This is a genomic window from Antrihabitans stalagmiti, assembly GCF_016482825.1.
In the GTDB taxonomy this organism is placed as follows: domain Bacteria; phylum Actinomycetota; class Actinomycetes; order Mycobacteriales; family Mycobacteriaceae; genus Antrihabitans; species Antrihabitans stalagmiti.
The window spans coordinates 749,264-773,118 of sequence record NZ_JAEMNV010000003.1 but is presented as its reverse complement, the minus strand read 5'-3'; the positions used below and the strand labels follow the sequence as shown (position 1 = coordinate 773,118).

The following is a 23,855-nucleotide window of genomic DNA, read 5'->3' as shown; positions in this document are numbered from 1 at the left end:
GCTCAGGCTCTGTCGTGCAACCACGTCTCGATTCGGTCGACCGTGGTGGTCGGGTTGCGGATCCAACCGTTGTGCCCCAACGGTTCCGGTTGGTGCCACGTCGTCACGTCGGCGCCGGGCAGCTTTCCGTACAGGTGCTCGGCCGAGGATGCAGGCGCGACGTCGTCGTCCTCGATGGAGATCGACAGCACCGGCAATTTCAGGCGAGAAATCCGTTCCTCGTAGTCGATGTCGGCGTCGGCCGGTAGAAACTTGCCGGTGCGAGCGAGGCGCGACCAGTCCGAGATCAGCACTTTCGATTGCCGACCGAAGCCTCCGAAACCGAGCCGATCTCCCGGCCAGAAACCGGCGAGGTTGGCGGTCAACGACATTGCCGACGAGCCGAGCAGTACTCCCGGCGACATCGTGCCTCGGAAGGACCGGTAGTAGGGCGTCCCCGATGCAACCAGGATCAGTCCGCCGAGCCGTCCCCTGATACGTGCCGCGTACAGCACGCCGAGCTGGCCACCGAAGCTGTGCCCCAACAGGTACGGCGTGCCGTCCGGGAATCGGTCACGAACGACTTCGAACATCGCAGGGAAGTCGACCGACACAAGTTCGTGGTAGCCGTACCGACTGGCGCTGCTCGGCTTCGGTCGGCTGTCACCTTGCCCGCGTAGCTCTCCGACCGCGGCATCGAAACCGCGGGCAGCCAACTCCTTGGCGAATACGTCGTAGTACCCACCGGGAATGCCTAGTCCGGGAATCAGAACGACGACCGGTCGCGGCGAATCCGGCGACGGTCGACGGCTACGACTCTCGTCCGCGGGAAACAACCACACCGGCGATGTGCTGCCATCGGGCATCTGAATCGGAACTGTCTCCACGTCGGCAAGCCTAGGGCGCTGCGCGCCTCGTGCGTCTTTTCGCCAGGGCCCGTCCACCGAGAAGACGCACGAGCGGCGGAGCCGCCTACTCCCCGAGAACGTCCTTCGCACGACCGACGATCAGCGGATCGGCCGTTCCGACGACCTCTTCGTCCTTGTTCTCGTAGTCGAACTTGCCGAGTACGTGCCGCATCGCATTGACCCGCGCGCGCTTCTTGTCGTTGCTCTTCACCACGGTCCATGGTGCGAAATCGGTGTCGGTGTAGCGGAAGCTCTCTTCCTTGGCCGCCGTGTATTGCTCCCACTTGTCGAGTGACGCAAGGTCCATCGGCGACAGTTTCCACTGCCGAACGGGGTCGACCTGACGGATCGCGAAACGGGTGCGCTGCTCCAGTTGCGACACCGAGAACCAGAACTTCACTAGATCTATGCCGTCGTCGACGAGCATCTGCTCGAACAGTGGCGTCTGTCGGACGAAACGTGCGTGCTGTTCGTCGGTGCAGAAGCCCATCACCCGTTCGACACCGGCGCGGTTGTACCAAGACCGATCGAAGAAGACCATCTCCCCTGCCGCGGGAAGGTGATCGACATACCGCTGGAAGTACCACTGCGACGACTCGCGCGCCGACGGCTTCTCCAATGCGACGACCTGTGCTCCGCGAGGGTTGAGATGTTCCATGAAGCGCTTGATCGTGCCGCCCTTGCCGGCCGCGTCACGTCCTTCGAACACGAACACCAGACGCCGACCGGTTGCCTTCGTCCAGTTCTGCAACTTGAGCAACTCGATCTGCAGCAACCGCTTCGTCATCTCGTACTCCTGGCGCGACATCCGCTCGTCGTACGGGTAGTCCTCGCGCCACGTGTCGACGATCGCGCCTTCCGGGTGCGTGAGGAGGATCGGATCGTCGTCGTCATCGTCGTTGACCACGAACCCACTGGTGTTCGACAGATCGACGGCTGTACGCAGATCCCCGACCGCGCTCACATAGCGACGTTCGGACAGTTGATCAGGTCCATCGAGGGCGGTCACGGTTGAAGAAGTTAGCGTTTGCACACGACCGATCGGTGACGAGCCGGTGAACGGTGGACTTCGGTTTCCCACTCGCAGCGGGGTGAGTTCAGGGTCGAAATCGGGGGAAGTCCCGATGTGGCTGAGCTGGCCTGTCCCGCAAACTCGGTGTCATGACATTCGAATCCCAGCCCACCCGCCCCTTCGTCCGCTCGAGTGAGAACAAGATGGTTGCCGGCGTGTGCGCCGGCGTCGCCGAGTACTCCAACCTCGACGTCAACCTGGTCCGCGCACTCACCGTCGTCGGTGCGCTCATTTCGTTCGGCACCGTCGCACTTGTCTACATCGCCGCGTGGATGCTGATGCCACAGGCCTGATCGACAGCTAGGAACCGACTCCGGCAGCCCCGATTGCGCCCGTCAGGGTCCGCGTGAGAACTCTGATCACGTCGTCGAGGGCGGGCCGGGGCTCGGAGATACTCCAGTCGTAGATGACGTAGTTGACTGCTCCGAGCAAGGCGCTCACCCGCATCGCGTAGTCACCGGCCGGGATCTCGCCGTGTGTCGCGGCCTCTTCCGCGACGCCGGCAAGCATCGTGCCCCACACCTTGCGCTGCTGTAGCCGGTATTGCTCCATCCGAGGGCTTGCGCCGACGGACTCGACGATTGCAACCTTCGCGCGACGCGGATCAGCACCAACGGATTCGATGTACGCGCGGACTGCAGCTTCGATCATCTGGGCGACGCCGGCGTCGAGCGTAGCTGCGAGGGCGCAGGCGACCGCGTCCCGTGATGCCCCTTCTATGTCGTCGAACAGTTCCATCAGCAGCGCTTCTCGGCTGGAGAACTCTTCGTAGAACTGGCGGGACGACAAACCGGCGTCCTTGCAGATGGCACCTACAGAGCTGTTGGCGTAGCCATCACGAGCAAACAAGGTCAGACCGGAGTTCACGAAGCGGGCGCGCCGCTCGCGCTGCCGGTCTTCGATGGCTTGGCCGCGGTAAGTCCGGCCCACTGTTTCCTGTGACATTGCCTCGAGATGATACCGAACGTCGGGTTACCAACGCCATACCGAACTCGTAGCACGTTCCCGGCCGAACGCTAGTCCTGGTCCGAACATGCAACAGGCCGATCACCAGTAGGTGATCGGCCTGTCGAAGTTCGCCAGAGATCCTCCAGCAGAACGCGGACCCTATGCCGCCGAGCCCGACGCAAGCAGGCTGAGCAGGGTGGTAAGGAAGCCGAAATCCATCCGAATATCTCCGTTTCGTCCGAGTCGCGGAACGAGTCCCGAGACCACGATCCGCCGTTTGCGGACGCCTAGACGCTACAAAACGAAATATCCGAATGCACGGCCTGAACTAAATGTTCACTCCTCGTTCATACAGCAATTCGGCGAGCACACATTGTGCCCCGACCCCGAAACTGCTATCGGTGCGTGACTCTGGAGGGAATTCGTATTCCGTTACGAGGAAGCAGATCCCGAGCCGCCGAGCGCCTGCAAGAATTCGAGGAGAGTGGTGAGGACGTCAAGGTCTTCGATGCTACCCACAGTTGGGCTCCATTCTTCGAGGGGTGTCGATACTTTTCTTTCGAACGGCAATTGCCGCGTGCCCAACGCTATTAATCAGCGGTCACGAAAGCTATAGATATCCAATATTCTTCGAGACTTTTACTGTCCGAAAGAACGTGACCCGTGCCACATTTGTGCATCGTTTCGACCGTGGCGGTCGGTAGTAGCTGCCATAACCGGCACGCCCTCCAGCTGGGTCCCAGCTAACAGCCGAAGGCCGCCTGCTGCCTTTGCCTTACCTCACGAACGACCGGCTAACCAGCCTCAACAGCTGACCATCGCTGTTACTAGTGTGACTAGAGGTATCTATGTGACAAAAGTCCACTCTTAAACAGGCTGTCAGTCGGTTTTGTGGCCCGTTACCGGATACGCATTCAGCGAGGCGTGCCGGACGGCAGGTCGGCCGGTGCGCCGCATGTCCAATCTGCCCAGTTCGGGGGCAAGCAGGTGCGAAAATCTTGCGATGAATCACGTCAGGTCTAGGGCACGGCGACTGCCCCTATTGCTTTCCTTCCTCGCCATGGCATTCGTCTTGTCCGGTTGCATCCACGCGACCATCGATGCAACGGTGTCGAGCGACGACACCGTCTCGGGAACGGTCGAGTTCGCCCTCAAGGACGAGTACATCTCGATCCTTCCCGGCGGCTCGGAGGAGTTTCGAAAGGAAATCTCCGCCGATGGCTGCGACATCCCCGGTGCTGAAGTAGAACCCTACGAAGAGGCTGGCTTCACCGGCGTCAAATGCACCTTCGACAAAGTCCCGCTTGCCGATTTCAACGGTATGAGCGGTGAGGAAGGTTCCGATACCGAAGACCTCACACTCACGCGGGAAGGCGACAAATTCATCCTGAAAGGCACCCTCGACCTGACCGAAGAGGCATCGGGTGGCGCGCCGGTCGATCCGAGCGAACCCGACTTCTCCGAAGCGCTGAAAGACGCCGAAGTCGAATTCAAATTCACCTTTCCAGGAAAGGTCGAATCTACGACGGGTGTGAAGAGCAACAACGACCGGACTGTCACGTTCACACCCAACGACGAGGGCAAAGCCGACATTCAGGCAACCGCGAGTGCAATCGAAAGCGGTAGCGACGCCAACATCACCAAGATCGTCATCCTCGTCGCAGCGATCGTCGCCGGCGTCCTTCTGGTTCTTCTCGCGCTCGTGTTGTTGCTCAAGAAGCGCAACAAGTCGAAGAACCCGCCGCAGAGCGGCTACGGTCCCCCACCAGCTGGTGGATACACCCAGGCGCCTCCCGGCTCCGCCGGTTACGGCGGTTACAACCCGACCCCGTTCCCGCAGCAGCCGGGCGGATACAACCCGCAACAGCCAGGCGGCTATCCACCCCAGCCGCCGCAGCAGCCAGGTCCTTACAACCCGCCACCACCGCAGCAATAGCTGCAAACCGAAAGGCCGGCCCACCCGAAGGTGAGCCGGCCTTTTGCCGTACTTGGAAAGAACAGACTCTAGAAGTCCATGCCACCCATGCCGCCGGTCGGATCGCCCGCGGGCGCTCCGGCCTTCTCCGGCTTGTCGGCGACAACGGCTTCGGTCGTCAGGAACAGAGCCGCGATGGACGCTGCGTTCTGCAGTGCCGAGCGGGTGACCTTGACCGGGTCGTTGATGCCGGCCGCGAGCAGGTCCTCGTAGACGCCGGTCTCGGCGTTGAGGCCACTGCCGTCGGGCAGGTTGCGGACCTTCTCGGCCACAACGCCGGGCTCGAGGCCTGCGTTGAAGGCGATCTGCTTCAGCGGAGCTTCGAGCGCAACGCGCACGATGTTCGCGCCGGTGGCCTCGTCGCCCTCGAGCTTGAGGTCGTCGAGAACCGGGGATGCCTGCAGAAGTGCAACGCCACCACCGGCGACGATGCCCTCTTCGACAGCTGCCTTTGCGTTGCGCACGGCATCTTCGATGCGGTGCTTGCGCTCCTTGAGCTCGACCTCGGTCGCAGCTCCGGCCTTGATGACTGCAACGCCACCGGCCAGCTTGGCCAGGCGCTCCTGCAGCTTCTCGCGGTCGTAGTCGGAGTCGCTGTTCTCGATCTCCGCGCGGATCTGGCTCACGCGACCGGCGATGGCATCGGCGTCGCCGGCACCTTCGACGATGGTGGTCTCGTCCTTGGTCACGACGACCTTGCGTGCGCGGCCGAGCAGCTCGAGGCCTGCGGTCTCCAGGGAGAGGCCGACCTCTTCGCTGATGACCTCGCCACCGGTGAGGATGGCGATGTCGGCGAGCTGTGCCTTGCGACGGTCACCGAAGCCGGGGGCCTTGATGGCAACCGACTTGAAGGTGCCACGGATCTTGTTCACGACGAGGGTGGAAAGGGCTTCGCCCTCGACGTCCTCGGCGATGATCGCGAGCGGCTTGCCGGACTGGATAACCTTCTCCAGCAGCGGCAGCAGGTCCTTCACGGTCGAGATCTTGGAGCTGACCAGCAGGACGTACGCGTCCTCGAGGACCGCTTCCTGACGCTCGGCGTCGGTCGCGAAGTAGCCCGAGATGTAGCCCTTGTCGAAGCGCATGCCTTCGGTGAGCTCGAGCTGCAGGCCGAAGGTGTTGGACTCTTCGACCGTGATGACGCCCTCTTTGCCGACCTTGTCCATGGCTTCGGCGATGAGCTCGCCGATGGACGGGTCGCCGGCCGAGATACCAGCGGTGGCAGCGATCTGCTCCTTGGTCTCGACCTCCTTGGCGTTCTCGAGGAGGCGCTTCGTGACGGCCTCGACGGCCTTCTCGATGCCACGCTTGAGGCCGAGCGGGTTCGCGCCGGCTGCGACGTTCCGCAGGCCTTCACGAACGAGTGCCTGAGCGAGCACGGTTGCGGTGGTGGTGCCGTCGCCAGCGACGTCGTCCGTCTTCTTGGCAACTTCCTTGACCAGCTCGGCGCCGATCTTCTCGTAAGGGTCGTCCAGCTCGATCTCCTTGGCGATGGAAACACCATCGTTGGTGATCGTGGGAGCGCCCCACTTCTTTTCCAGAACGACGTTGCGACCCTTGGGGCCCAACGTCACCTTGACTGCGTCGGCGAGGGCGTTCAGGCCCCGCTCGAGGCCGCGGCGGGCCTCTTCGTCGAACGCGATGATCTTGGCCATTGCGAAGTGATCCTCCGGGATATTGAGGCTGACACATGTGGACGACCACTTGGGTCGTCTCATCCAACGCTGCTGGCCAGGCTCGGTGCCCGCGACGGACGACCGGAGTGTCAATTGGGTTCCGGTCTCACCGTCCCGACCTGGCACTCACGGTTCGCGAGTGCCAACTGCCTTTTTAGCACTCGGGGGTGGCGAGTGCAAGGCCGCCGACGACTGCAGCTGCGGGCACCGGCCGGCCGAAGTACCAACCCTGCGCGTACCGGCACCCGATCGCACGCACCTGAGCTTCCTGTTCGGTGGTCTCGACACCCTCGGCTACGGTCGCCAATCCGAGTGCCCGCGACAGTGCCTCGATCGCCGAGGTCAAGACGACCTTGTGCGCGTCGCGATCGATTGCGTCGATGAACGACTTGTCGATCTTGACGATTTCGATCGGAAACTTCTGAAAATTGCCGAGCGCCGAATAGCCGGTCCCGAAGTCGTCGATACAGATCGTCACGCCCAGTGCAACCAATTCGCGCAACACCTCGCGCGCGGAAAGATGGTCTTCGATAAGGGCAGTCTCGGTGAGTTCGAGCCACAACGCCGATCCCGGCAGATCGTTGCGCTCCAGTGCCGCCTTCACCGTGTCGAGCAACCCACCGCCGCGCAACTGTCTACCGGAGACGTTGACCGCTATCCGCAACGTCGACTGCTGCCGACGCCACCGGGCAAGTTGCGCGCACGCCGAATCGAGGACCCATTCCCCGATCTCGACGATCAGGTCGGTCGATTCGGCAAGGCCGATGAACTCGGCAGGACTGACCATCCTGCCCTGCAGATGCCAGCGCAACAATGCCTCGTAGGCAATCACCTCGTTGGTGTGCAGTTCGACGATCGGCTGGTAGTACAGCTCGAACTGGTCTCTGCCGACGGCCTCACGCATCGCGTTGGTCAGCTCGAGTTCCGATAACGCGATCGAGCGCAACCGGTCGTCGAATATTGCGGCACCACTCGGCTTGGTGGCCTTCACGTGGTACATCGCCGAGTCCGCTTCCCGGATGAGGTCGTCGGCATTCAGTGGGCCGGCGCTCGGGGCCGAGAAGGACACCCCGATCGACGTCGAGACGAACACCCTGCCGACACTCAATTCGAAAGGCTGCCGCATCGCTGCGAGGATGCGGTCGGCGATCGTTGGATCTGCCGCCGGTGTCTCGGTGCGCTGCTCCTTCGCTGCGACGCAGGGACAATCGTCGAAACTCCAAGAAGCAACGACGAATTCGTCGCCGCCGTAGCGGTAGACAACGCCGAGATCGCCGACGGCAGCGACGACGCGCGTTGCGACGAGTGAAATCAGCTCGTCACCGATTCTGTGGCCGAAGCTGTCGTTGACGAGTTTGAAGTCGTTGAGGTCCATGAAGTGCAGGCAGCAGCCCATGTTCGCCTGTGGACCGCCCGCGGCAAGGTCGTCGTACAGCGCGGATCGGTTCGGCAGATTGGTCAGATCGTCGTGCGTCGCGCGATGCCGCGCCCGATCCTCCTCTTTCTCACTCTGCCCGACGGCGATCTCGCTTCGAATCAGCACAGCGCAGAAGAGCAACGCGAACAGGGCGAGCCGCACCAGTCGGTCCGTCTGCCCGACCGGCGGGTAGAGGACCGTCATCACCACCGACACGGTCAGCACCGCAAGGACGACGACGAAGCGCTGCCGAAAGTTGTCGCCTCGTCGTGGCCGCCGAGGGGGCTTGTCCGCCATCGTGGGGTGCAGTGTGGCCGCGATCATGAACCCGAACCCGATCGTCAGCGGATACAGACACGCTGTCGTCGGCGTCAGACCTGGGTACGCGGGTTGGATTGCGATCAGGGCATGCGCGACGGTGACGCAGGCCATGCCGATCGTCAGCAATGGATAGGCGCGGTTCGCGCGGCCGCGCGCAATGCACAGATGCACGAGCACGGTGAGCACAGCCGCGTCGACGACGAGACACAGCACTCGCAACAACGACGCGTCGAAGGGATCACCCGTTCGCTCGATGACCGTGGTGACGAAAGCGACCCACACCGACATCGCGGTACCGAAAGCAACGAGCAGCGCGTCGAGTGACACCCGAAGGGCCTTCGAACCGGTCTCCCGTCGCAGCCAGTGCAGCGCGGCCCACGACGTCAGGATCATCGGGACGAAACCCAGTGCCGGCGCCACGACCGTGCGAAGGAGTTCGATGTCGGTCGACCACAGGGCCACGACGACACAGCTGACAGCGTTGGATGCAACGACGAGACGCCACGGTCGCCCATCTGCCGGCTTGTTCACGGCGATCCCGACGGTCATGACGACCACCGACCCGAGGGCAACCGTTCCGACGACCGCCAGCATGCCGTCGACACTTCCGATGTGTTGCAATGCGGCAAGTACCGGGACGACGACAACACCTGCACCTGCGGTGCCCCACGACCAGATGCGGCGTCGTCGCATCGATCGATCGCTCGTCATGCCGGTCACTCGCGAGATCCTTTGTCCAGTCACTACACACTTCACGACCCGTCTAGGCGCCTGCGATCGACGGGCGGACCACCTGCTACCCCGGCAACCCGTAGCTTAGGCGTCATTCTCGGCTGCGTGTCGGCGAAAGTCGCGTAGCGATTCGCGCAAATCTTTCAGGAGCAGGTCCGGTACCTCCAGCCCGGCGAAATGGCCACCACGGTCGTAGGACGTCCATCGCACGATGTTGTGTGATTGTTCGGCCAACGCTCGTACCGGTAGCGCGATGTCACGAGGGAACACTGCGACCGCGGTCGGGACAGGCGAGTATTCGAGCGCGCGCAACGTCGTCCAGGATTCCTTGTAGAACCGCGCCGATGAACCCGCGGTGCGGTTGAGCCAATAGATCATCACGTTTGTCAGCAACTCGTCGCGGTCGACTGCGTCGTCAGGCGTGTCGGTCGAATCTGTCCAGTCCTTGAAACGTTCTGCGATCCAGGCCAACTGACCCACCGGTGAATCCGTCAGACCATAGGCAATCGATTGGGGTCTGGTGCTCTGCAGCATCGAGTAGCCGCGTAGTTCGTTGCGATAGCGTGCGCCCGCTTCGAGGCTGCGGAGCTGTTCCGGATCGGTCGGATCGGCGGACTTGGGCCGGGCACTGGCAGAGAAAACCGCGGTGAGGTGCAGCGCGACAAGATGTTCCTGATCGATCAGGCCGAGCCAACGCGAGATTGCCGAGCCGTAGTCACCGCCGTGCGCCGCGTAACGGGCGTAGCCGAGTCGGTGCATCAACTCCGCCCACACCGCGGCGACCCGTGGCACCGACCATCCGACGGTCGCCGTCGGACCGGGAAACCCGAATCCAGGAATCGTCGGAACGACGACGTGAAATGCCTCGGTGGGATCGCCACCGTGCGCACGCGGATCGGTGAGTGGCCCGATGAGGTCGAGGAATTCGACTATCGAGCCCGGCCAGCCGTGGGTGAGGACCAACGGCAACGCCTCCGGTTCGGGCGAGCGCACGTGAATGAAATGCACATCGAAGCCGTCGATCTCGGTGAGAAATTGCGGTACCGAGTTCAGCTTGGCTTCCGCTGCACGCCAGTCGTAAACGTGGCGCCAGTATCCAGCCAGCTCGCGCAGGTAGCCGACCGGAATGCCGTAACTCCAATCGGCGCCGACGGGATCCTCGGGCCAGCGGGTTGCATCGAGGCGGGCGGCGAGGTCGTCGAGTTCGGCTTGTGCGATCTCGATTCGATACGGCCGGATCTCTGGGTGTGCGCTCACCCGAGAAAGCCTATGCGCGAGCCGGAACTGCTTCCGGCGTATCGCGGGCGAGAGCGATCGTCGAGGTAACCATGACGATCAGAGCGATCGCGAGGATCGCCGACATCTCACGATCGGTATCGAGGTACTCGCCGAGTACAAGAAATCCGAGTGCGGTGGCGACGACGGGTTCGCAGACGGTCGATGCGGGCAGCGAGGCTTGCAGCGCCCCCGCCTGATAGGCGTTCTGCTGCAGGATCGTCGCGGTCAGCCCGACCACGACGAGCACATAGGTCTCGGGCGCGCTCAGCAGTGCGCCTATCCCATCACCTGCATGTGCGACAACACCTTTGGTGAGTACGGCAGCGATTCCGAACATGGCGCCCGCAGCTATGCCGAGCAACAGTGCGCGTCGCGGTCCAGGAGAACGACGGGCACCGACGAGACACAGTGCGAGAACGGGTAGTCCGATAGCCGCAATGACGGCCCAGTGTTTGCCCTCAGCGTGCGGACTGCCCGGGCGGGGATCGCCGATAACGATGAGCACTGCTACCGCAATCGTCAGCAGAAACGCCCACGCCCATTCGCTCGGTTTGATCGAACGTGACGCGAAGAACGCACCGAGCGGAAGAGCGAAGAGCAACGACGTCACCAGTAGCGGCTGGACGAGCAGAATCGAACCCTTGCCGAGCGCTGCGGCCTGGAAGACATAGCCACCCGCTCCCACGATGGTGCCGATCCACCAGATCGGTGTCTTGGTCAGCGATCCGACGGCGCCGAGCGCGCCGAGTTGGTCGTCGGGGATCTGCGCGGCAGCGCGTTGGCGCACGACCGCGCCGACGGCGATGCACAGCGCGGCGACGAGTGCGAAGGCAATCGCGGATGCATAGACGGGCACGCCGGAAGGGTATCCGGCGTGCCCGGGTCACGCAGCGCCGAACCAATAACGGCCGAACCATCAGCGGCCGAACCATCAGCGGCCGAGGACTGCCTGCGCCGTCGTGACCAATCGATCGACGTACGCCGCCGCGGAGCCGCCGCGCGAGAGGGTTGCCGCCTGCCCCGCCCATAGATTGACGAAGTCCGGATTGCCCTGGCGGCCTGCCTCTTTGCGGATCGGTTGCATCAGTGCGTTCTGGATCGGATATGCAGGCACCTCGTCCTCCAGCGCCGCAAGGTCACGGACGAATCCGTTCGGAATTCCTCGCGCGTGCCGTCCGGAAAACAGCCGTGTCAGGACGGTTGTCCCGGCGTCGGGGCCGAGTAGTGCAGCCTTGTGCACGGGGTGTGTGCCCGATTCGGTGGTCGTGAGAAAGCCCGTACCGATCTGCACGGCGTCGGCACCGAGGGTCAGCGCGGCTGCGACACCACGACCATCCGCGATTCCGCCGGCAGCAACAACCGGAATCCCGACGGCATCGGCGACTGCGGGGACCAACGAGAAGGTCCCGACCAACGATTCGCGAAGCGGGCTAAGGAACGCGCCGCGATGCCCGCCCGCATCACTACCGGAGGCGACGACCACGTCGATACCAGCGGTTTCGACAGCTACGGCTTCGGCGACGGTCGTTGCTGTCGCGATCGTGACGATGCCGCGGCGGCGCGCCTCGGCAACCACGTGTGCATCGGGGATACCCATCACGAAACTTATTGCGGGCGGCTCGAATTCGAGTAGCGCCTCGATCTGCTCTGGGTAGTTTTGACCCAACGACATGGTGTCGGGGTCGGGCGGATCGACGCCGAATTGTTCGTAGTACGGACGCAGCCTGTCGATATGTTGCGCGAGTTCGTCGATGGTCGGCCGTGGCGCATCGTCGACGTGTGGGACCCACAGGTTGATTGCGAACGGTTTGTCGGTGACAGCCCTCGCCGACGCGACGATGTCACCGATTTCGCCCGGCGAGAAGATGTGTGCGCCGAAGGACCCGAGTCCGCCTGCGTTCGACACGGCAGCAAGCAGTTCCACACTCGAGAGACCGCCACCGAAAGGCCCCTGGACGATCGGGTGTTCGAGGCCGAGCACGTCGCCGAGTCGCCCCGCCCACGTCCCGGTCATGCCGACACCGCAACGGCGGGTATGTTGCCGTCGATCGAGCGTTTGCCGATCGCGAACTGCCGCGCGAGCAATGCAACCCGTCGCCCGAGATGTTCTGCGGTGCGAAGGTCGGCGGACGGTGGCGCGACGTCCGGTGGCGCGTCGGATGGTGCCTGCGCCATGGCTCCGACGAATCCGCCGAGCCGGTTCAGGCTGTCGGCTGTGCCCGTCGAGGTGTAGATCCAGCCCGGCGCAAGGTCGAGGTTCACCCAGGTCATGCCGTGTTGAGCGGCGAACAGAACCATCGACGAGAGGGTGTGCAGTTTGTCGCCGTTCGCGCCTGCCGACGTGGTGAAACCAGCGGCAAGCTTGTCTCGCCAGCCCTGCTTGGCCCACACGCCCGCGCTCGCTTCGGCGAATGCTTGGAACGTCGACGACTGGCTCCCCATGTAGGTCGGTGAGCCGAAGACGATCGCGTCCGCGGAATCGAGTGCATCCCATAGCGATTCGGTAAGTTCCGCGACGTTTCGCAGTTCGACTCGGGCTCCTGCAACCGATGCGACGCCGTCGGCGACCGCACGGGCCTGCCTTGCCGTGTGGCCGTAACCGCTGTGGTAGGCGACGACGACCGAGATCGATGTTCGGTTGTGCTCACTCACTGGCTCGGACATTGCTGCCCCTTTCTTCGACTGTTCGATCCGACGTTTGCGATAGTAGACGACCGGTCAACTATTTTGCAAGAATAGTTGACCGGTCGTATACTCGCCTCATGGGACGGACAAGTGATGCGCGCGAGCGGATACTCGATGCCGCGTGCACCCTCATCCACACCCGCGGCTACGTCGGGATCGGTGTCGCCGAAATCTGCACGAAGGCCGACGTGCGGAAAGGCAGCTTCTACCACTACTTCGAGTCGAAACAAGCTCTGACGCTCGAGGTCGTAGACCTGCACTGGCAGCAACAGCGCGCCACGTGGATCGCAACGCTCAGCACCGACGACGAGCCGCTACAGCGTCTGGAATCCCTGCTGCGACTGCAGATTGCAGCCCAACGAACCGCACACGACACAGACGGCCACATCGACGGCTGCCTCCTCGGCAACCTGGCACTCGAACTCAGTAATCAGGACGGCAGCGTTGCAACGAAGTTGCAAGAAGTATTTGCCGATCAGATCGCTCTCGTCGCTGCCGTACTCGCCGAAGCCGCCGCACAGGGCACCATTCCCGAGTCGAACGCAACCGTCGAGACCGCGCGCGGGGTGGTCGCGCAACTCGAAGGCCTCGTCATGTTCGCAAAACTCAGCAACGATCCAGCCATGCTGGACGGACTGTGGCGCAACACGCTCGGCCTCCTGCGCGCCTGACGCGTTACCCGTCGTTCAGTGCAGTAGGCGTTGCCAATTCGCAGGAACTCGACCTTCGGGTCCGGGGGCAGGCTGATCGAGCGGATGGTGCGTCGGTCCGGCCAACTCCGGACCGTCGTAGGACTGCTTGGTCTCGAAGTTCCAGTACCAGTCCTCGCCGGGCTCGAAGCTCTGCATAAAGGGATGACCGGTCTCGCCTGCGTGCTTCGTCGCGTGCTGAGCGGGCGAGGAGTCACAGCAACCGATGTGCCCGCACTGCGCACATCGACGCAGGTGGAACCACCAGCCACCACCAGCACCGCATTCGACACACCCTGGGCCGCTCGGCGGCACGGCGGGATCAATTCCCTTCGTCATCGTCACGCTCTCTTTCTGGTGCGGTCAACGGCAGCCGAACGATGAACCGTGTGTTGCCCGGCTCCGACTCGACTCGGATGTCGCCGTGATGTTTGTTGACGACTATTCGAAACGAGATATCAAGGCCGAGGCCGGTGCCCTCACCGACGGGTTTCGTGGTGAAGAACGGCTCGAAGATTCGACTCTTGATCTCGTCCGGAACTCCGGTTCCAGTATCACCGATCTCGATTGCTGCGCAGTCGTTTTCGAGGTACGTGCGAATCGTCAAGGTGCCACCGTCTGTGTCCGCCATCGCACCGACCGCGTTGTCGATCAAATTGGTCCACACCTGATTCAATTCCGCTGCGTAACAGGGGACGGGAGGCAGACTGCGGTCGTAATCCTTGACGACCTCTATCGAATCGCCGATCTTTCTGGCAAGCATCACCAGCGTGCTGTCGAGCAACTCGTGCACGTCGACCACCTGGAACGGCGCCCGATCCATCTGCGAATACTGCTTGGCGGCATTGACCAGCGACGTGATGCGAGTGGTCGAATCGCCGATTTCGTTCATCAGCAATTCGGTTTCGATCGTGTAGTTCAGCCAGCGGATAGAACCCTCGAACACGAAGTCCTGCGTATCGGCTAGCGTCGCCTCGACCCGATCCAGCCAATCGGTGTCGATGCCGGCCTGCACGAAGGTCGGCGCAAGATCCCAACCGCCGCTGATGTTGTGCTCCTCGAACCACTCACCGAGGGCGTCCTCGCGGTCGGACTCTTCCATCGGCGTGAGAATCGGCGCCTTTGCGACCTGCTCGGCCGCCTGCTCCTGCAGCGTGATCAACGCTTCCATCGTCGCGGGCGAGAACTTGCCCTTCGCGATCATTCCGAGTTTGTGCCGCATGCCCGCCACCCGCTCGCGTAGCAACGAGGTCGCCCGCACCGCGGCCGCCGCGGGGTTGTTCAGTTCGTGCGTCAAGCCGGCCGACAGTGAACCGAGGGCCAACAACCGTTCCCGCTGATCGATGATCATGCGCGAGTTGCGGTTTCCGAGGAACACACCCTCCAGTAGGTGCACGGCCATCGGAAACCATTCCTGCATCATCCGCGCGAACGTGCCTGCGTCGAGCACGAAGAAGCGCGCTGTCTTCCGCACGTACATCGAACCGCCGTAGGTCTGCTCGACCCGATCGCCGAGGTAGGCACCCCAAGCACCGGCGTAGGCGCCCGCGTGGTCGGAGCGCACGGTCTCGATCTCTTGGCCACCGGACAGCTTCGTCAACGCGATCTCGCCGCTGATCATCACGTAGAAGCAGGTCGCGGGATCGCCTTCGCGATACACCGGCCCCGGTTCGATGACCTCGATGTGACCGTCACGGCACAACCAGGCCAGTTGCTCGTCGTCGAGCTTCTCGAAGAGAAACAGTGTCCGCAGTTCCTCTGGATCACATACGGTTTCGGTACTCATGGTTTCGCCAGGTATCTGTGTACGAGCATCACTGCCATGGCTCCTTCTCCGACGGCCGACGCGACGCGCTTCGCCGAATCGGCATGAACATCTCCGGCGACGAAGACGCCGGGAACACTTGTCTCCAAATGATGTGGCGGTCGTTCCAGCGGCCAACCGCGTGGTCTACCACCGTCGATGGCGAGATCGGGACCGGCGACGACATAGCCGCGGTCGTCGCGGACGACCACACCGTCGAGCCATTCGGTCCCCGGCGCAGCACCGATGAACAGAAACAGCCACTGCGCGTCGACCGTCTCCTCGGTATCGGTTGCGTTGTTTCGCAGCGTGATTCGTTCGAGGTGATCGTCGCCCGCGACGCTCGTCACTTCCGAGCACGATCGAACCGTGATGTTCTCGATGTTCTCGATCTGTTGAATCAGGTAGTGCGACATCGACTTTTCGAGCGACGGTGCGCGGACGACGATCGTCACCGATCGCGACGTTCGCGCAAGGTACACAGCCGCTTGGCCTGCCGAGTTCGCCCCGCCGACGATGTAGACGTCTTCGTTGGCGCAGCGCGCGGCCTCGGTCATGGCGGACCCGTAATACACACCCCGACCCGTGTAGTCGTCGATGCCAGGCGCCGGGTGCCGCCGGTACATCACGCCGGTCGCAACGATCACCGTGTGGGCATCGAGGGAGTCGCCGTCTGCGAACCGGACCGTCCGTGCGGCCCCGCGGACTTCGAGCCCGACGACGTCTCGGGTCGTGATGACTTCGGCACCGAACTTCGACGCCTGCCTGCGGGCACGGTCGGCCAGCTGGGAACCGGACACCCCATCGGGGAAGCCGAGGTAATTCTCGATACGCGAACTCTGTCCGGCCTGACCGCCGGTTGCGGTCCGCTCGACGAGGACCGTCCGCAAGCCCTCCGACGCGCCGTAGACGGCCGCTCCGAGACCAGCGGGTCCGCCGCCGATGACGATGAGGTCGTAGAAGTCCTTGGACGGAGTTGTGTTCAAGCCGACTCGCGCCGCGAGCTCGGCGTCGGTCGGTTCGATCAGCGCCTCGCCCTCGGCAGTGATCACGACGGGACAGTGATCGGCGTCGGTGCCTGCGGCTTCGAGTAAGCGCGCACCCTCCGGTTCGTCCGACATGTACCAGCGGTAGGGCAGCTGATTGCGGGCGAGAAATTCTCTGACCTCCGACGATCGGGCAGACCATCGATGCCCGACGATCTTGGTCTCGGTGATCGGTCGATGCTCTGTGCACAGCCACGCTTCCAGCTGAGCATCGATGACCGGATAGAGCTTCTCCTCCGGCGGATCCCACGGCTTGAGCAAGTAGTGATCGAGGTCGACCACGTTGATCGCGTCGATGGCGGCGTCGGTATCGGCGTAGGCCGTCAGCAGGACCCGCCGAGCGTATGGATGGAGATCCATGGCCTGCTCGAGAAACTGGATACCGTCCATTCCCGGCATGCGATAGTCGGCAACCAGGATTGCGACGGGTTGCCCGCGCAGCTTCATTTCTCGAAGCGCATCCAAGGCGTCGGGGCCCGATTGCGCACGGACAATGCGATATTTTTCGCCGTAGCGGCGGCGGAGGTCGCGCACGACCGCACGGGAGACTCCCGGATCGTCGTCGACGCTCAAGATTGCTGGTTTGACTGCTGCAGGTGAATCATTACGGTCGCGAGGTGCCGTCACCCTACGAGTATGCCGACCAGCGCACGTCGCAGCTAGTTGTCATGCTCACAGCGGAATCGAACAATACGTCGCTACCGAACCTGCAGCTCAGACGCGGTGGTGCAGGACCTGATCGAGTTCGCGAGCGGTCAGCAGACGCTCGAGCTTTTCGCTCGGCCACTTCTTGGGACTGCCCTGCATGCGAGCGGACTCCAGCAGCGGTATGGATTGGACTTCGTGGCGGCGCAGAATCGAATGTATTTTCACGACCGATACTCCATATGTAGCGGGTTTGGCGATGTGCGGTTCAAAGATGTGTAACTGGTTGGTGCATTCACATATCCATCGCTGATATTGCTCCGGGTATTACGTGTTACGCGTGAGACACGCGGGAAGAATGTTAATCAATTCCACTTTTGCGAATGCAGTTTGCAGTCAGTGCGGCGCTGGCTTTGTGCCAATACACCGCGGTCTGGTTCGTCATCCTCGGATAGCCCGCACGCCCTCGGCAATCTGGCTGACAGCACGATTCAGGATGACCTGGATGGGCTGCTCGTCCGAGGCGATCCAGTGCCGAATTGCCGCATGGACGCCCCACACCGACTGGGCAGCAATAATCTTGACCTGTAGCTCGCCGACGTCTTCGAGACGGTCGCGGAGGATGTCGCACACCTGCTGCTCGATGTCGACCAGAAGCCGTAGTTGTCCCATCCGGACGTCGGGTTCGCTGACGACGTAACTCATCCGCCGTCTGATCCGCTCGACCTCGGCCGGGTCCGCGAAAATCTCACCGATCAGCAACGGCGCCGCCGTGACGACGGTGTCGCACAGGTCGCCTACAGTAATTCGCCGCTCGCCACCAGCCATCCGAACGACCTCGAAAATCTGCGGGTCGTACTCATCCCAGAGCACCAACATTTCCTTGGTGCCGAAATACCTGTAGATCGAACTCGCAGACACCGCGGCCGCCCCGGCGACGCGTTCCACGGTAACGGCCGTGTAGCCATGTTCGTCGAACAACGCCAAGGCCGCGGTCTGGATGTCGCGCATTGCCTGGAGCTTCCTGCGCTCCCAGGCAGACGGTCCGGCCATGCTCCTAGCCTACGCCAATTTCTGACAGTCACTTGCAGGTTGGGCGAACTGACCCTAGAGTCCGTACCAGACAGTCACTTTCAGAATTGGGGAATTCGATGACGCTCCAACTCGAAGAGCGGCCCGCTATCGGCTACCGATGGGGCGGATTCGTCGCACGACGCCGCTGGGCCGTGCTCGGCGCCTGGATCGTCCTCATCGTGCTCGGCGGGCTGTCCACGCCACTGCTCAACTCGGCACTCCAATCCCCCGACTTCACCGTGCACAATGCCGACTCGGCTCGGGCGAGCGAGCTCACCACCAAGCACTTTCCCCAGTTGGGCGACGGCCAGGGTGTCATCGTCTTCGACTCGCCGACGTTGTCGGCAGACTCACCGGAGTTCCGTTCGGCGGTCACCGACGCCGTCGAACAAGCCCGCTCCACCCAAGGCGTTGGCAACGTCGTCGGGCCATTCGACGCACTCGGCGGACAGATTTCCGACGACCGGCATGCAGCGTTGGCCGTCGTTGCTCTGACTGGTACCCCGTCGGAGCGCGCAATCACCGCGCGAAAGTTGCAAGACGAACTGACCGCCACGAACCACCCGGATATGACGGTTGGACTCACCGGAATCGCCGCGCTGCAGAACGATCTCGTCGACATCGAAATCGGCGACATCACCAAGGCCGAGGCGATCGGCATCCCCGTCGCCCTGCTCATCCTCGTGTTCGCGCTCGGCGCCGTCGTCGCAGCAGCGCTTCCGATCGGGGTCGGCCTTGCGGGTCTCGCGCTGACGACGGGACTCCTGTTCCTGCTCTCCGGAGTCACCTCGATCAACGTGCTGACAGTGTCGATCGCATCGATGATCGGCATCGGGATCGGGATCGATTACGCGATGTTCATCGTGAGCAGGTTCCGTGAGGAACTCGCACGCGGCAAGGGGGTGACCGAAGCAATCGGCATCGCGATGAGTACGACAGGCAAGACCGTCGTCGCGTCCGGGCTCATCGTGACCATCGCGCTCGGCTCGCTCGTCGTCATCGACGCGCCGATCTTTCGCGGTATCGCCCTCGGCGTCGGGATCTCGATCGTGTCGACCATGCTTGTCGCACTGACCTTCCTGCCCGCACTGCTCGCCGTCCTCGGGCCGAAGGTGAATCGTTGGGCGCTACCCGCACGCTTCCGGCCTGCCGAAGTCACCAACACGACGGAAACCAGCAGGTGGGCGCGGTGGGCTCATCTGGTCATGGCTCGGCCGGTGCTGTTCGGTGTGGGTGCGACGCTCGTGCTGTTGGTCGGCGCTGCGCCGCTCACGTCGATGTCGCTCGGTATCGACATGGGAATGGCGTACCTCGACAAGACGCCGTCGGGTGCCGCTGCGCAGACGGTGTCGACCAAGTTTGCCCCGGGCGCGCTCGCGCCGCTGACCGTCGTCTCGACCGACGGCGCCCGAAACGTCGACCAACTCGCGGCACAGATCGCTCGAGACGACAGGGTTGCGAGTTCCTTCGTCCAACGTGCAGACGGGCAAGCTCTGATCGTCGTCATTTCCGAGACCGCCACCGACAGTCCCGAAACGTCCGAACTCGTCGCACAACTACGCCGCCAGGCCGGCTCCGACTACGCCGTCGGCGGGCCCGCCGCAGAATTTCTCGACCTCTCCGACGAGATCAACGCCAAACTTCCTGCGGTCATCGGATTCGTGCTTATCGTTTCGTTCGCGTTCCTCGTCGTCGTGTTCCGCAGCATTCTGTTGCCGGTGAAGGCGATCCTCATGAATCTGCTGGCCACCGGAGCAGCCCTCGGACTCACCGTGGCGATCTTCCAATGGGGGTACGGGGAATCGGTGCTCGGCTTCCACAGCGTCGGATTTCTCCAGGTCTTCCTGCCGACCATCGTCTTCGTCGTGTTGTTCGGCCTATCTATGGACTACGAGGTCTTCCTGATTCGTCGAATGAAGGAACGTTGGGACGCAAACGCCGACAAGTCCGACGAGGGAAATCGCGTTGCTGTCGCCGAAGGGCTTGCCATCACCGGCCGCCCGATCACCGCGGCCGCCGCCATCATGGTCGTCGTATTCGGCAGCTTCGTGACCGCGAGCGTGCTGGAACTCAAGCAACTCGGGCTGGCGCTTGCGGTCGCGGTCGCGATCGATGCGATCATCGTTCGAATGATGCTCGTGCCTGCGTTCATGCGACTGTTCGGGCATCGGAACTGGTGGCTGCCGAGCCTACGTCGATCATGATCCAGCAACTCCGGCCATAGCTGCTCGAGTCGCCGATCGCGCGGCAAGTGCATTGCGAACCGCGTGGGAGATGTCGGCGTCCCGCCCATATCCGAAGTCGACGGGTTGGGAGTATGTTACTGCGAGTATCAGGTTCACCCCTGATGCAACGCATCTGTACAACGAGACAACGGAGTCATCGCGTGCCGAAGAACCTGCAATCCTCGATCGACGTAGCCGCCACACCCGAGCAGGTGTGGACGGTCGTGGCCGACCTCAAGCGGATGCCCGAGTGGAGCCCGCAGTGCCGCGTCATGCAGCCGCTCGGCACGGTCCGCGAAGGCACTCGAACGATCAACGTCAATCGGCAAGGCTGGAAGTTCTGGCCGACGACCGCCAAAGTTGTCCGTTTCGAGCCGAACAAAGAAGTAGCTTTCCGCATCGTCGAGAATCGCACGATCTGGTCGTTCGAACTCGAACCGACCGCAGGCGGTACAAAGCTCACCCAACGTCGCGACGTACCGAACGGCACCTCCAAGATTTCGCAGCTCGGTGTCGACAAGGTGCTCGGCGGTAACGACAGTTTCGAGGACGAGCTCGTCGACGGTATGAATTCGACGCTGGCGAAGATCAAGCAGGCGGTTGAACAGGGCTGATCGCACGATCGAGCAGCGCCTCCGCAGTTTCGCGAAGGCGCAGCGAATCACCGGTCCAGCCGAGCACGCGCACCGCCGCCTCCGGTATCAGGGCGGGCGCGTGCTCGGGCGAGACGCCGTCGTCGGACCGCATGTTGATCACCGTCTCCACAAGTCGGAACGGTAGGTACTCGACACCGTTCAACGTGTCTGTTCCATTCGCGGCGGGGCGAGTGTCGGCGATCACCTGACGGGACACGACCGCGTACAGCTTCCGCAATTCGTCCCGCCGCACTCGAAACGACTCGAAACGCTCGGTGCGCAGTTCCGGCAGCAGATACAGCGAACCCAGGTTCCACCGGTTTGCGCACAGCTGCCGTGTGTCGTACAGCGCGAGGGCGTAGAGCTTCGGCGCGGGATCACCCGGTTCGGCGATCAACTGCGCTGCGAGCGCAAGCGGTTCGGCGATGGTCTTTTCGAGTAGCGCGTCGAGAATGTCGTCCTTGGTGCCGAAGTGGTGATAGAGCGACGCCTGCCGTATGCCGACAGCATCGGCGATCCGCCTGGTCGAGGTGTTGGCGTAACCGCGGTTGGTGAACAACTCCGCGGCTGCGTCGAGTATTTCCGCGCGGGGGGTGCCGCCTGGACGCCGACGCTGCTCGAGTCGCGGACGGCCGGGACCAGGGTTCACCACGTGCCCCATTCTGGCACTACCTGTCAGCAGGCACCCAGCGAGCGCACGTTCCCGCAGATCCGGTACACGGGCAACAAAGTCGTTACGTAGCCGTCACCGGTCGGGAGCGCGCGTAGGCAAAACTGCCATCTGATAGGTAAAGGTTCTCGGAACAAAGGATCCATCGTGAGCGCACCACCGTTGGCTCTCCCGACCACTACGGACGACGCAGATCTCGAACAGTTCGGATACGAGCAGCAGCTTCACCGCAAGCTCGGCCGCTACGCGTCGTTCGCAGCCGGATTCTCGTTCGTTTCCATCCTGACGACGATCTTTCAGTTCTTCGGTTTCGGCTACTCGTTCGGCGGCGCAGCCTTCTTCTGGACGTGGCCGCTTGTGTTCGCGGGCCAACTGCTGGTTGCTCTCAACTTCGCGGAACTCGCAGCGCGCTACCCGATCTCGGGCTGCATCTATCAGTGGTCGCGACGCCTCGCAGGCGATGCGGTCGGTTGGTTCGCCGGCTGGTTCATGATCATCGCGCAAATCGTCACCGCCGCCGCTGCCGCGATTGCGCTGCAGGTGGTCCTGCCGACGATCTGGGGCGGCTTCCAGATGATCGGCGACGACACATCACTCACCTCGACGTCGGGCGCAGCCAACGCCGTCGTGCTCGGCTCGATCCTGCTGATCGTGACGACGACGATCAACTGCATCGGCATCGACCTGATGTCGCGGATCAATTCGATCGGTGTCACGCTCGAAATCGTCGGTGTCGCCGCAGTTGTCGCCATCTTCCTCACAGGCGCCGAACGTGGCCCCGACGTCGTATTCGAGACGGACCAGGCAGCACCCGGCGGCTACCTGGCAGCCTTTCTCGTCTCCGGTCTGATGGCCGCGTACGTGATGGTCGGATTCGATTCCGCAGGTGAGCTTTCCGAGGAAACCAAGAACCCGCGTCGGGTGGCACCTCGGACCATTCTCACTGCATTGACCGTCTCCGCCATCGGCGGCGGACTTATGCTTATCGGCGCGCTGATGGCAGCACCGAGCCTCGACGACGGCGAACTCGCCAGTGGTGGTTTGGCATACGTGATCACCTCCAAGCTGAGCAGTCCCGCCGGCACACTTCTGCTCTGCGTCGTCGCTGTTGCGATCACGGTGTGCACCCTCGCGATTCAGACCGCCGGATCGCGCTTGATGTTCTCGATGGCGCGCGACGGGAAACTTCCTTTCGCGAAGGCACTTTCGACAGTTCACCCGCGCTTCGGGACACCGATGCTGCCTTCCATCGTGATCGGCGCTCTCGGCATCGGTCTGCTCGCAGTCAACCTTGGCAACGCCGCAATCTTCACGACCCTCGCCAGTGTCTGCATCACCACGCTGTACCTCGCCTACCTGCTGGTGACCGTCCCGCTGCTCCGTCGGCGCCTGACCGGTTGGCCCGCAGAGGAATCCGCCGACGGCGAAAAGTTGTTCTCACTAGGCAAATTCGGACTCCCGATCAACCTGCTCGCCGTCGTCTGGGGTGGCGCAATGGTCGTCAACCTCGCGTGGCCGCGACCGGAGATCTACGACCCGAGCGGGACAGGTGGTTGGTGGATGCTCTGGGCAGCACCACTTTTCGTCGCGCTCACACTGGCAGTCGGCGCTGCCACCTACACCTACGTCGGTCCGAAGTCCGTCGGCGAACCAATCGTCAGCGAGAACGCGCCCTAGCGATATCGTCTACCGATGGTCGACAACCGCATCGAATCGGATTGGTCCGCGTCGTCACCGACGACGGTCCGGCTGTTCTCCTATGGGACGCTGCAGGATCCGACCGTTCAGGTCGAGACGTTCGGCAGGCTGCTGACCGGAACGAACGATCGACTGGCCGGCTACGCAACTCGCATGCTGACCATCACCGACCCCGACGTCCTCGCACTCAGTGGCGCTGCCGAACATCCGATCGTCGTTGCAAGCGACGATCCAGCCGACTGTGTGTACGGGACGGTATTCGAGATCACGCCCGACGAATTGCACAGCGCCGACACCTACGAAGTCGACGACTACACCCGCGTCGAGGTTGTGCTCGACTCCGGCACGCGGGCTTGGGTGTACCTCGCCGTGTGACTG

The 23,855-nt window shown here is 62.9% G+C and carries 22 protein-coding genes; 7 read left to right on the top strand and 15 right to left on the bottom strand.

Annotated elements, in window-relative coordinates:
- Positions 1-2 precede the first annotated feature (2 nt).
- Complete coding sequence (locus JGU71_RS12350; RefSeq protein ID WP_199704400.1) at positions 3-866, bottom strand: alpha/beta hydrolase family protein; 864 nt, start codon at positions 864-866, stop codon at positions 3-5.
- 85 nt (positions 867-951) lie between these two features.
- On the bottom strand, positions 952-1,869 hold the full coding sequence (gene ppk2, locus JGU71_RS12345; protein ID WP_233529166.1) for a polyphosphate kinase 2: 918 nt from the start codon (positions 1,867-1,869) through the stop codon (positions 952-954).
- A gap of 179 nt (positions 1,870-2,048) precedes the next feature.
- Between ppk2 and JGU71_RS12340 the strand changes: the two genes are divergently transcribed.
- Entirely contained in the window at positions 2,049-2,252 is a 204-nt protein-coding gene (locus tag JGU71_RS12340) for a PspC domain-containing protein (protein ID WP_199704398.1), read from the top strand.
- A 7-nt stretch (positions 2,253-2,259) separates the two neighbouring features.
- On the opposite strand, the gene JGU71_RS12335 is transcribed toward JGU71_RS12340, so the two are convergent.
- Positions 2,260-2,904 (bottom strand): TetR/AcrR family transcriptional regulator, encoded by a 645-nt coding sequence (locus tag JGU71_RS12335; RefSeq protein ID WP_199704397.1) that lies wholly within the window; start codon positions 2,902-2,904, stop codon positions 2,260-2,262.
- Positions 2,905-3,967: 1,063 nt separating this feature from the next.
- On the opposite strand from JGU71_RS12335, the gene JGU71_RS12330 reads away from it, so the two are divergent.
- Positions 3,968-4,843, top strand: coding sequence for an LppM family (lipo)protein (locus tag JGU71_RS12330; protein ID WP_199704396.1), 876 nt, complete (start codon positions 3,968-3,970; stop codon positions 4,841-4,843).
- 68 nt (positions 4,844-4,911) lie between these two features.
- Here the strand turns inward: JGU71_RS12330 and groL are convergent, their stop codons facing one another.
- The 6 genes from groL to JGU71_RS12300 all read right to left on the bottom strand — a co-directional run bounded on the left by groL (position 4,912) and on the right by JGU71_RS12300 (position 12,970).
- The gene (groL, locus tag JGU71_RS12325) at positions 4,912-6,537 is read right to left on the bottom strand and encodes a chaperonin GroEL (protein ID WP_199704395.1); all 1,626 of its coding nucleotides are present in this window, start codon (positions 6,535-6,537) and stop codon (positions 4,912-4,914) included.
- A 175-nt stretch (positions 6,538-6,712) separates the two neighbouring features.
- Positions 6,713-9,007 carry a putative bifunctional diguanylate cyclase/phosphodiesterase gene (locus JGU71_RS12320; RefSeq protein ID WP_233529165.1) on the bottom strand — a complete coding sequence of 765 codons (2,295 nt, stop codon included), beginning with the start codon at positions 9,005-9,007 and terminating at the stop codon, positions 6,713-6,715.
- Positions 9,008-9,112: 105 nt separating this feature from the next.
- The gene (locus JGU71_RS12315; RefSeq protein WP_307829608.1) at positions 9,113-10,285 is read right to left on the bottom strand and encodes an epoxide hydrolase family protein; all 1,173 of its coding nucleotides are present in this window, start codon (positions 10,283-10,285) and stop codon (positions 9,113-9,115) included.
- 10 nt (positions 10,286-10,295) lie between these two features.
- Entirely contained in the window at positions 10,296-11,162 is an 867-nt protein-coding gene (locus JGU71_RS12310; RefSeq protein WP_199704393.1) for a DMT family transporter, read from the bottom strand.
- Positions 11,163-11,237: 75 nt separating this feature from the next.
- Positions 11,238-12,320, bottom strand: a complete 1,083-nt coding sequence (locus JGU71_RS12305; RefSeq protein ID WP_199704392.1) for an NAD(P)H-dependent flavin oxidoreductase — start codon at positions 12,318-12,320, stop codon at positions 11,238-11,240.
- Entirely contained in the window at positions 12,317-12,970 is a 654-nt protein-coding gene (locus tag JGU71_RS12300; protein WP_199704391.1) for a flavodoxin family protein, read from the bottom strand. Before JGU71_RS12300 ends, JGU71_RS12305 begins: the two co-directional genes overlap by 4 nt.
- Positions 12,971-13,068: 98 nt before the next feature.
- Between JGU71_RS12300 and JGU71_RS12295 the strand changes: the two genes are divergently transcribed.
- Positions 13,069-13,662 (top strand): TetR/AcrR family transcriptional regulator, encoded by a 594-nt coding sequence (locus JGU71_RS12295; protein ID WP_199704390.1) that lies wholly within the window; start codon positions 13,069-13,071, stop codon positions 13,660-13,662.
- Positions 13,663-13,677: 15 nt separating this feature from the next.
- On the opposite strand, the gene JGU71_RS12290 is transcribed toward JGU71_RS12295, so the two are convergent.
- The 5 genes from JGU71_RS12290 to JGU71_RS12270 form a co-directional block, all read right to left on the bottom strand.
- The gene (locus JGU71_RS12290; RefSeq protein WP_199704389.1) at positions 13,678-14,019 is read right to left on the bottom strand and encodes a UBP-type zinc finger domain-containing protein; all 342 of its coding nucleotides are present in this window, start codon (positions 14,017-14,019) and stop codon (positions 13,678-13,680) included.
- Entirely contained in the window at positions 14,003-15,466 is a 1,464-nt protein-coding gene (locus tag JGU71_RS12285) for an ATP-binding protein (protein ID WP_199704388.1), read from the bottom strand. Before JGU71_RS12285 ends, JGU71_RS12290 begins: the two co-directional genes overlap by 17 nt.
- On the bottom strand, positions 15,463-17,157 hold the full coding sequence (locus JGU71_RS12280; protein ID WP_199704387.1) for an NAD(P)/FAD-dependent oxidoreductase: 1,695 nt from the start codon (positions 17,155-17,157) through the stop codon (positions 15,463-15,465). Before JGU71_RS12280 ends, JGU71_RS12285 begins: the two co-directional genes overlap by 4 nt.
- Positions 17,158-17,244: 87 nt before the next feature.
- Positions 17,245-17,403: a hypothetical protein gene (locus JGU71_RS12275; protein ID WP_199704606.1), complete on the bottom strand. Its 159-nt coding sequence runs from the start codon at positions 17,401-17,403 to the stop codon at positions 17,245-17,247.
- Positions 17,404-17,616: 213 nt separating this feature from the next.
- Positions 17,617-18,228, bottom strand: a complete 612-nt coding sequence (locus tag JGU71_RS12270) for a TetR/AcrR family transcriptional regulator (protein WP_199704386.1) — start codon at positions 18,226-18,228, stop codon at positions 17,617-17,619.
- A 98-nt stretch (positions 18,229-18,326) separates the two neighbouring features.
- Between JGU71_RS12270 and JGU71_RS12265 the strand changes: the two genes are divergently transcribed.
- Both JGU71_RS12265 and JGU71_RS12260 read left to right on the top strand, forming a co-directional pair.
- A complete protein-coding gene (locus JGU71_RS12265) occupies positions 18,327-20,453 on the top strand; it encodes an MMPL family transporter (RefSeq protein ID WP_199704385.1) in 2,127 nt (708 codons plus the stop codon).
- Between the two features lie 143 nt (positions 20,454-20,596).
- Positions 20,597-21,088, top strand: coding sequence for an SRPBCC family protein (locus JGU71_RS12260; protein WP_233529036.1), 492 nt, complete (start codon positions 20,597-20,599; stop codon positions 21,086-21,088).
- Here JGU71_RS12260 and JGU71_RS12255 read toward each other — a convergent pair.
- Positions 21,063-21,761 carry a TetR/AcrR family transcriptional regulator gene (locus JGU71_RS12255; RefSeq protein WP_307829607.1) on the bottom strand — a complete coding sequence of 233 codons (699 nt, stop codon included), beginning with the start codon at positions 21,759-21,761 and terminating at the stop codon, positions 21,063-21,065. The two genes, JGU71_RS12260 and JGU71_RS12255, sit on opposite strands and share 26 nt — an antisense overlap.
- Before the next feature lie 165 nt (positions 21,762-21,926).
- On the opposite strand from JGU71_RS12255, the gene JGU71_RS12250 reads away from it, so the two are divergent.
- Both JGU71_RS12250 and JGU71_RS12245 read left to right on the top strand, forming a co-directional pair.
- Positions 21,927-23,456: an amino acid permease gene (locus tag JGU71_RS12250; RefSeq protein WP_199704382.1), complete on the top strand. Its 1,530-nt coding sequence runs from the start codon at positions 21,927-21,929 to the stop codon at positions 23,454-23,456.
- A 15-nt stretch (positions 23,457-23,471) separates the two neighbouring features.
- Positions 23,472-23,852, top strand: coding sequence for a gamma-glutamylcyclotransferase family protein (locus JGU71_RS12245; protein WP_199704381.1), 381 nt, complete (start codon positions 23,472-23,474; stop codon positions 23,850-23,852).
- Positions 23,853-23,855 lie beyond the last annotated feature (3 nt).

Coding starts and splice junctions, on each gene's coding strand:
- JGU71_RS12340 (WP_199704398.1), top strand. CDS start 2,049: ATGACATTCGAATCCCAGCCCACCCGCCCCTTCGTCCGCTCGAGTGAG.
- JGU71_RS12335 (WP_199704397.1), bottom strand. CDS start 2,904: ATGTCACAGGAAACAGTGGGCCGGACTTACCGCGGCCAAGCCATCGAA.
- JGU71_RS12330 (WP_199704396.1), top strand. CDS start 3,968: ATGGCATTCGTCTTGTCCGGTTGCATCCACGCGACCATCGATGCAACG.
- groL (WP_199704395.1), bottom strand. CDS start 6,537: ATGGCCAAGATCATCGCGTTCGACGAAGAGGCCCGCCGCGGCCTCGAG.
- JGU71_RS12320 (WP_233529165.1), bottom strand. CDS start 9,007: ATGACGAGCGATCGATCGATGCGACGACGCCGCATCTGGTCGTGGGGC.
- JGU71_RS12305 (WP_199704392.1), bottom strand. CDS start 12,320: ATGACCGGGACGTGGGCGGGGCGACTCGGCGACGTGCTCGGCCTCGAA.
- JGU71_RS12300 (WP_199704391.1), bottom strand. CDS start 12,970: ATGTCCGAGCCAGTGAGTGAGCACAACCGAACATCGATCTCGGTCGTC.
- JGU71_RS12295 (WP_199704390.1), top strand. CDS start 13,069: ATGGGACGGACAAGTGATGCGCGCGAGCGGATACTCGATGCCGCGTGC.
- JGU71_RS12290 (WP_199704389.1), bottom strand. CDS start 14,019: ATGACGAAGGGAATTGATCCCGCCGTGCCGCCGAGCGGCCCAGGGTGT.
- JGU71_RS12285 (WP_199704388.1), bottom strand. CDS start 15,466: ATGAGTACCGAAACCGTATGTGATCCAGAGGAACTGCGGACACTGTTT.
- JGU71_RS12270 (WP_199704386.1), bottom strand. CDS start 18,228: ATGGCCGGACCGTCTGCCTGGGAGCGCAGGAAGCTCCAGGCAATGCGC.
- JGU71_RS12265 (WP_199704385.1), top strand. CDS start 18,327: ATGACGCTCCAACTCGAAGAGCGGCCCGCTATCGGCTACCGATGGGGC.
- JGU71_RS12260 (WP_233529036.1), top strand. CDS start 20,597: ATGCAACGCATCTGTACAACGAGACAACGGAGTCATCGCGTGCCGAAG.
- JGU71_RS12245 (WP_199704381.1), top strand. CDS start 23,472: ATGGTCGACAACCGCATCGAATCGGATTGGTCCGCGTCGTCACCGACG.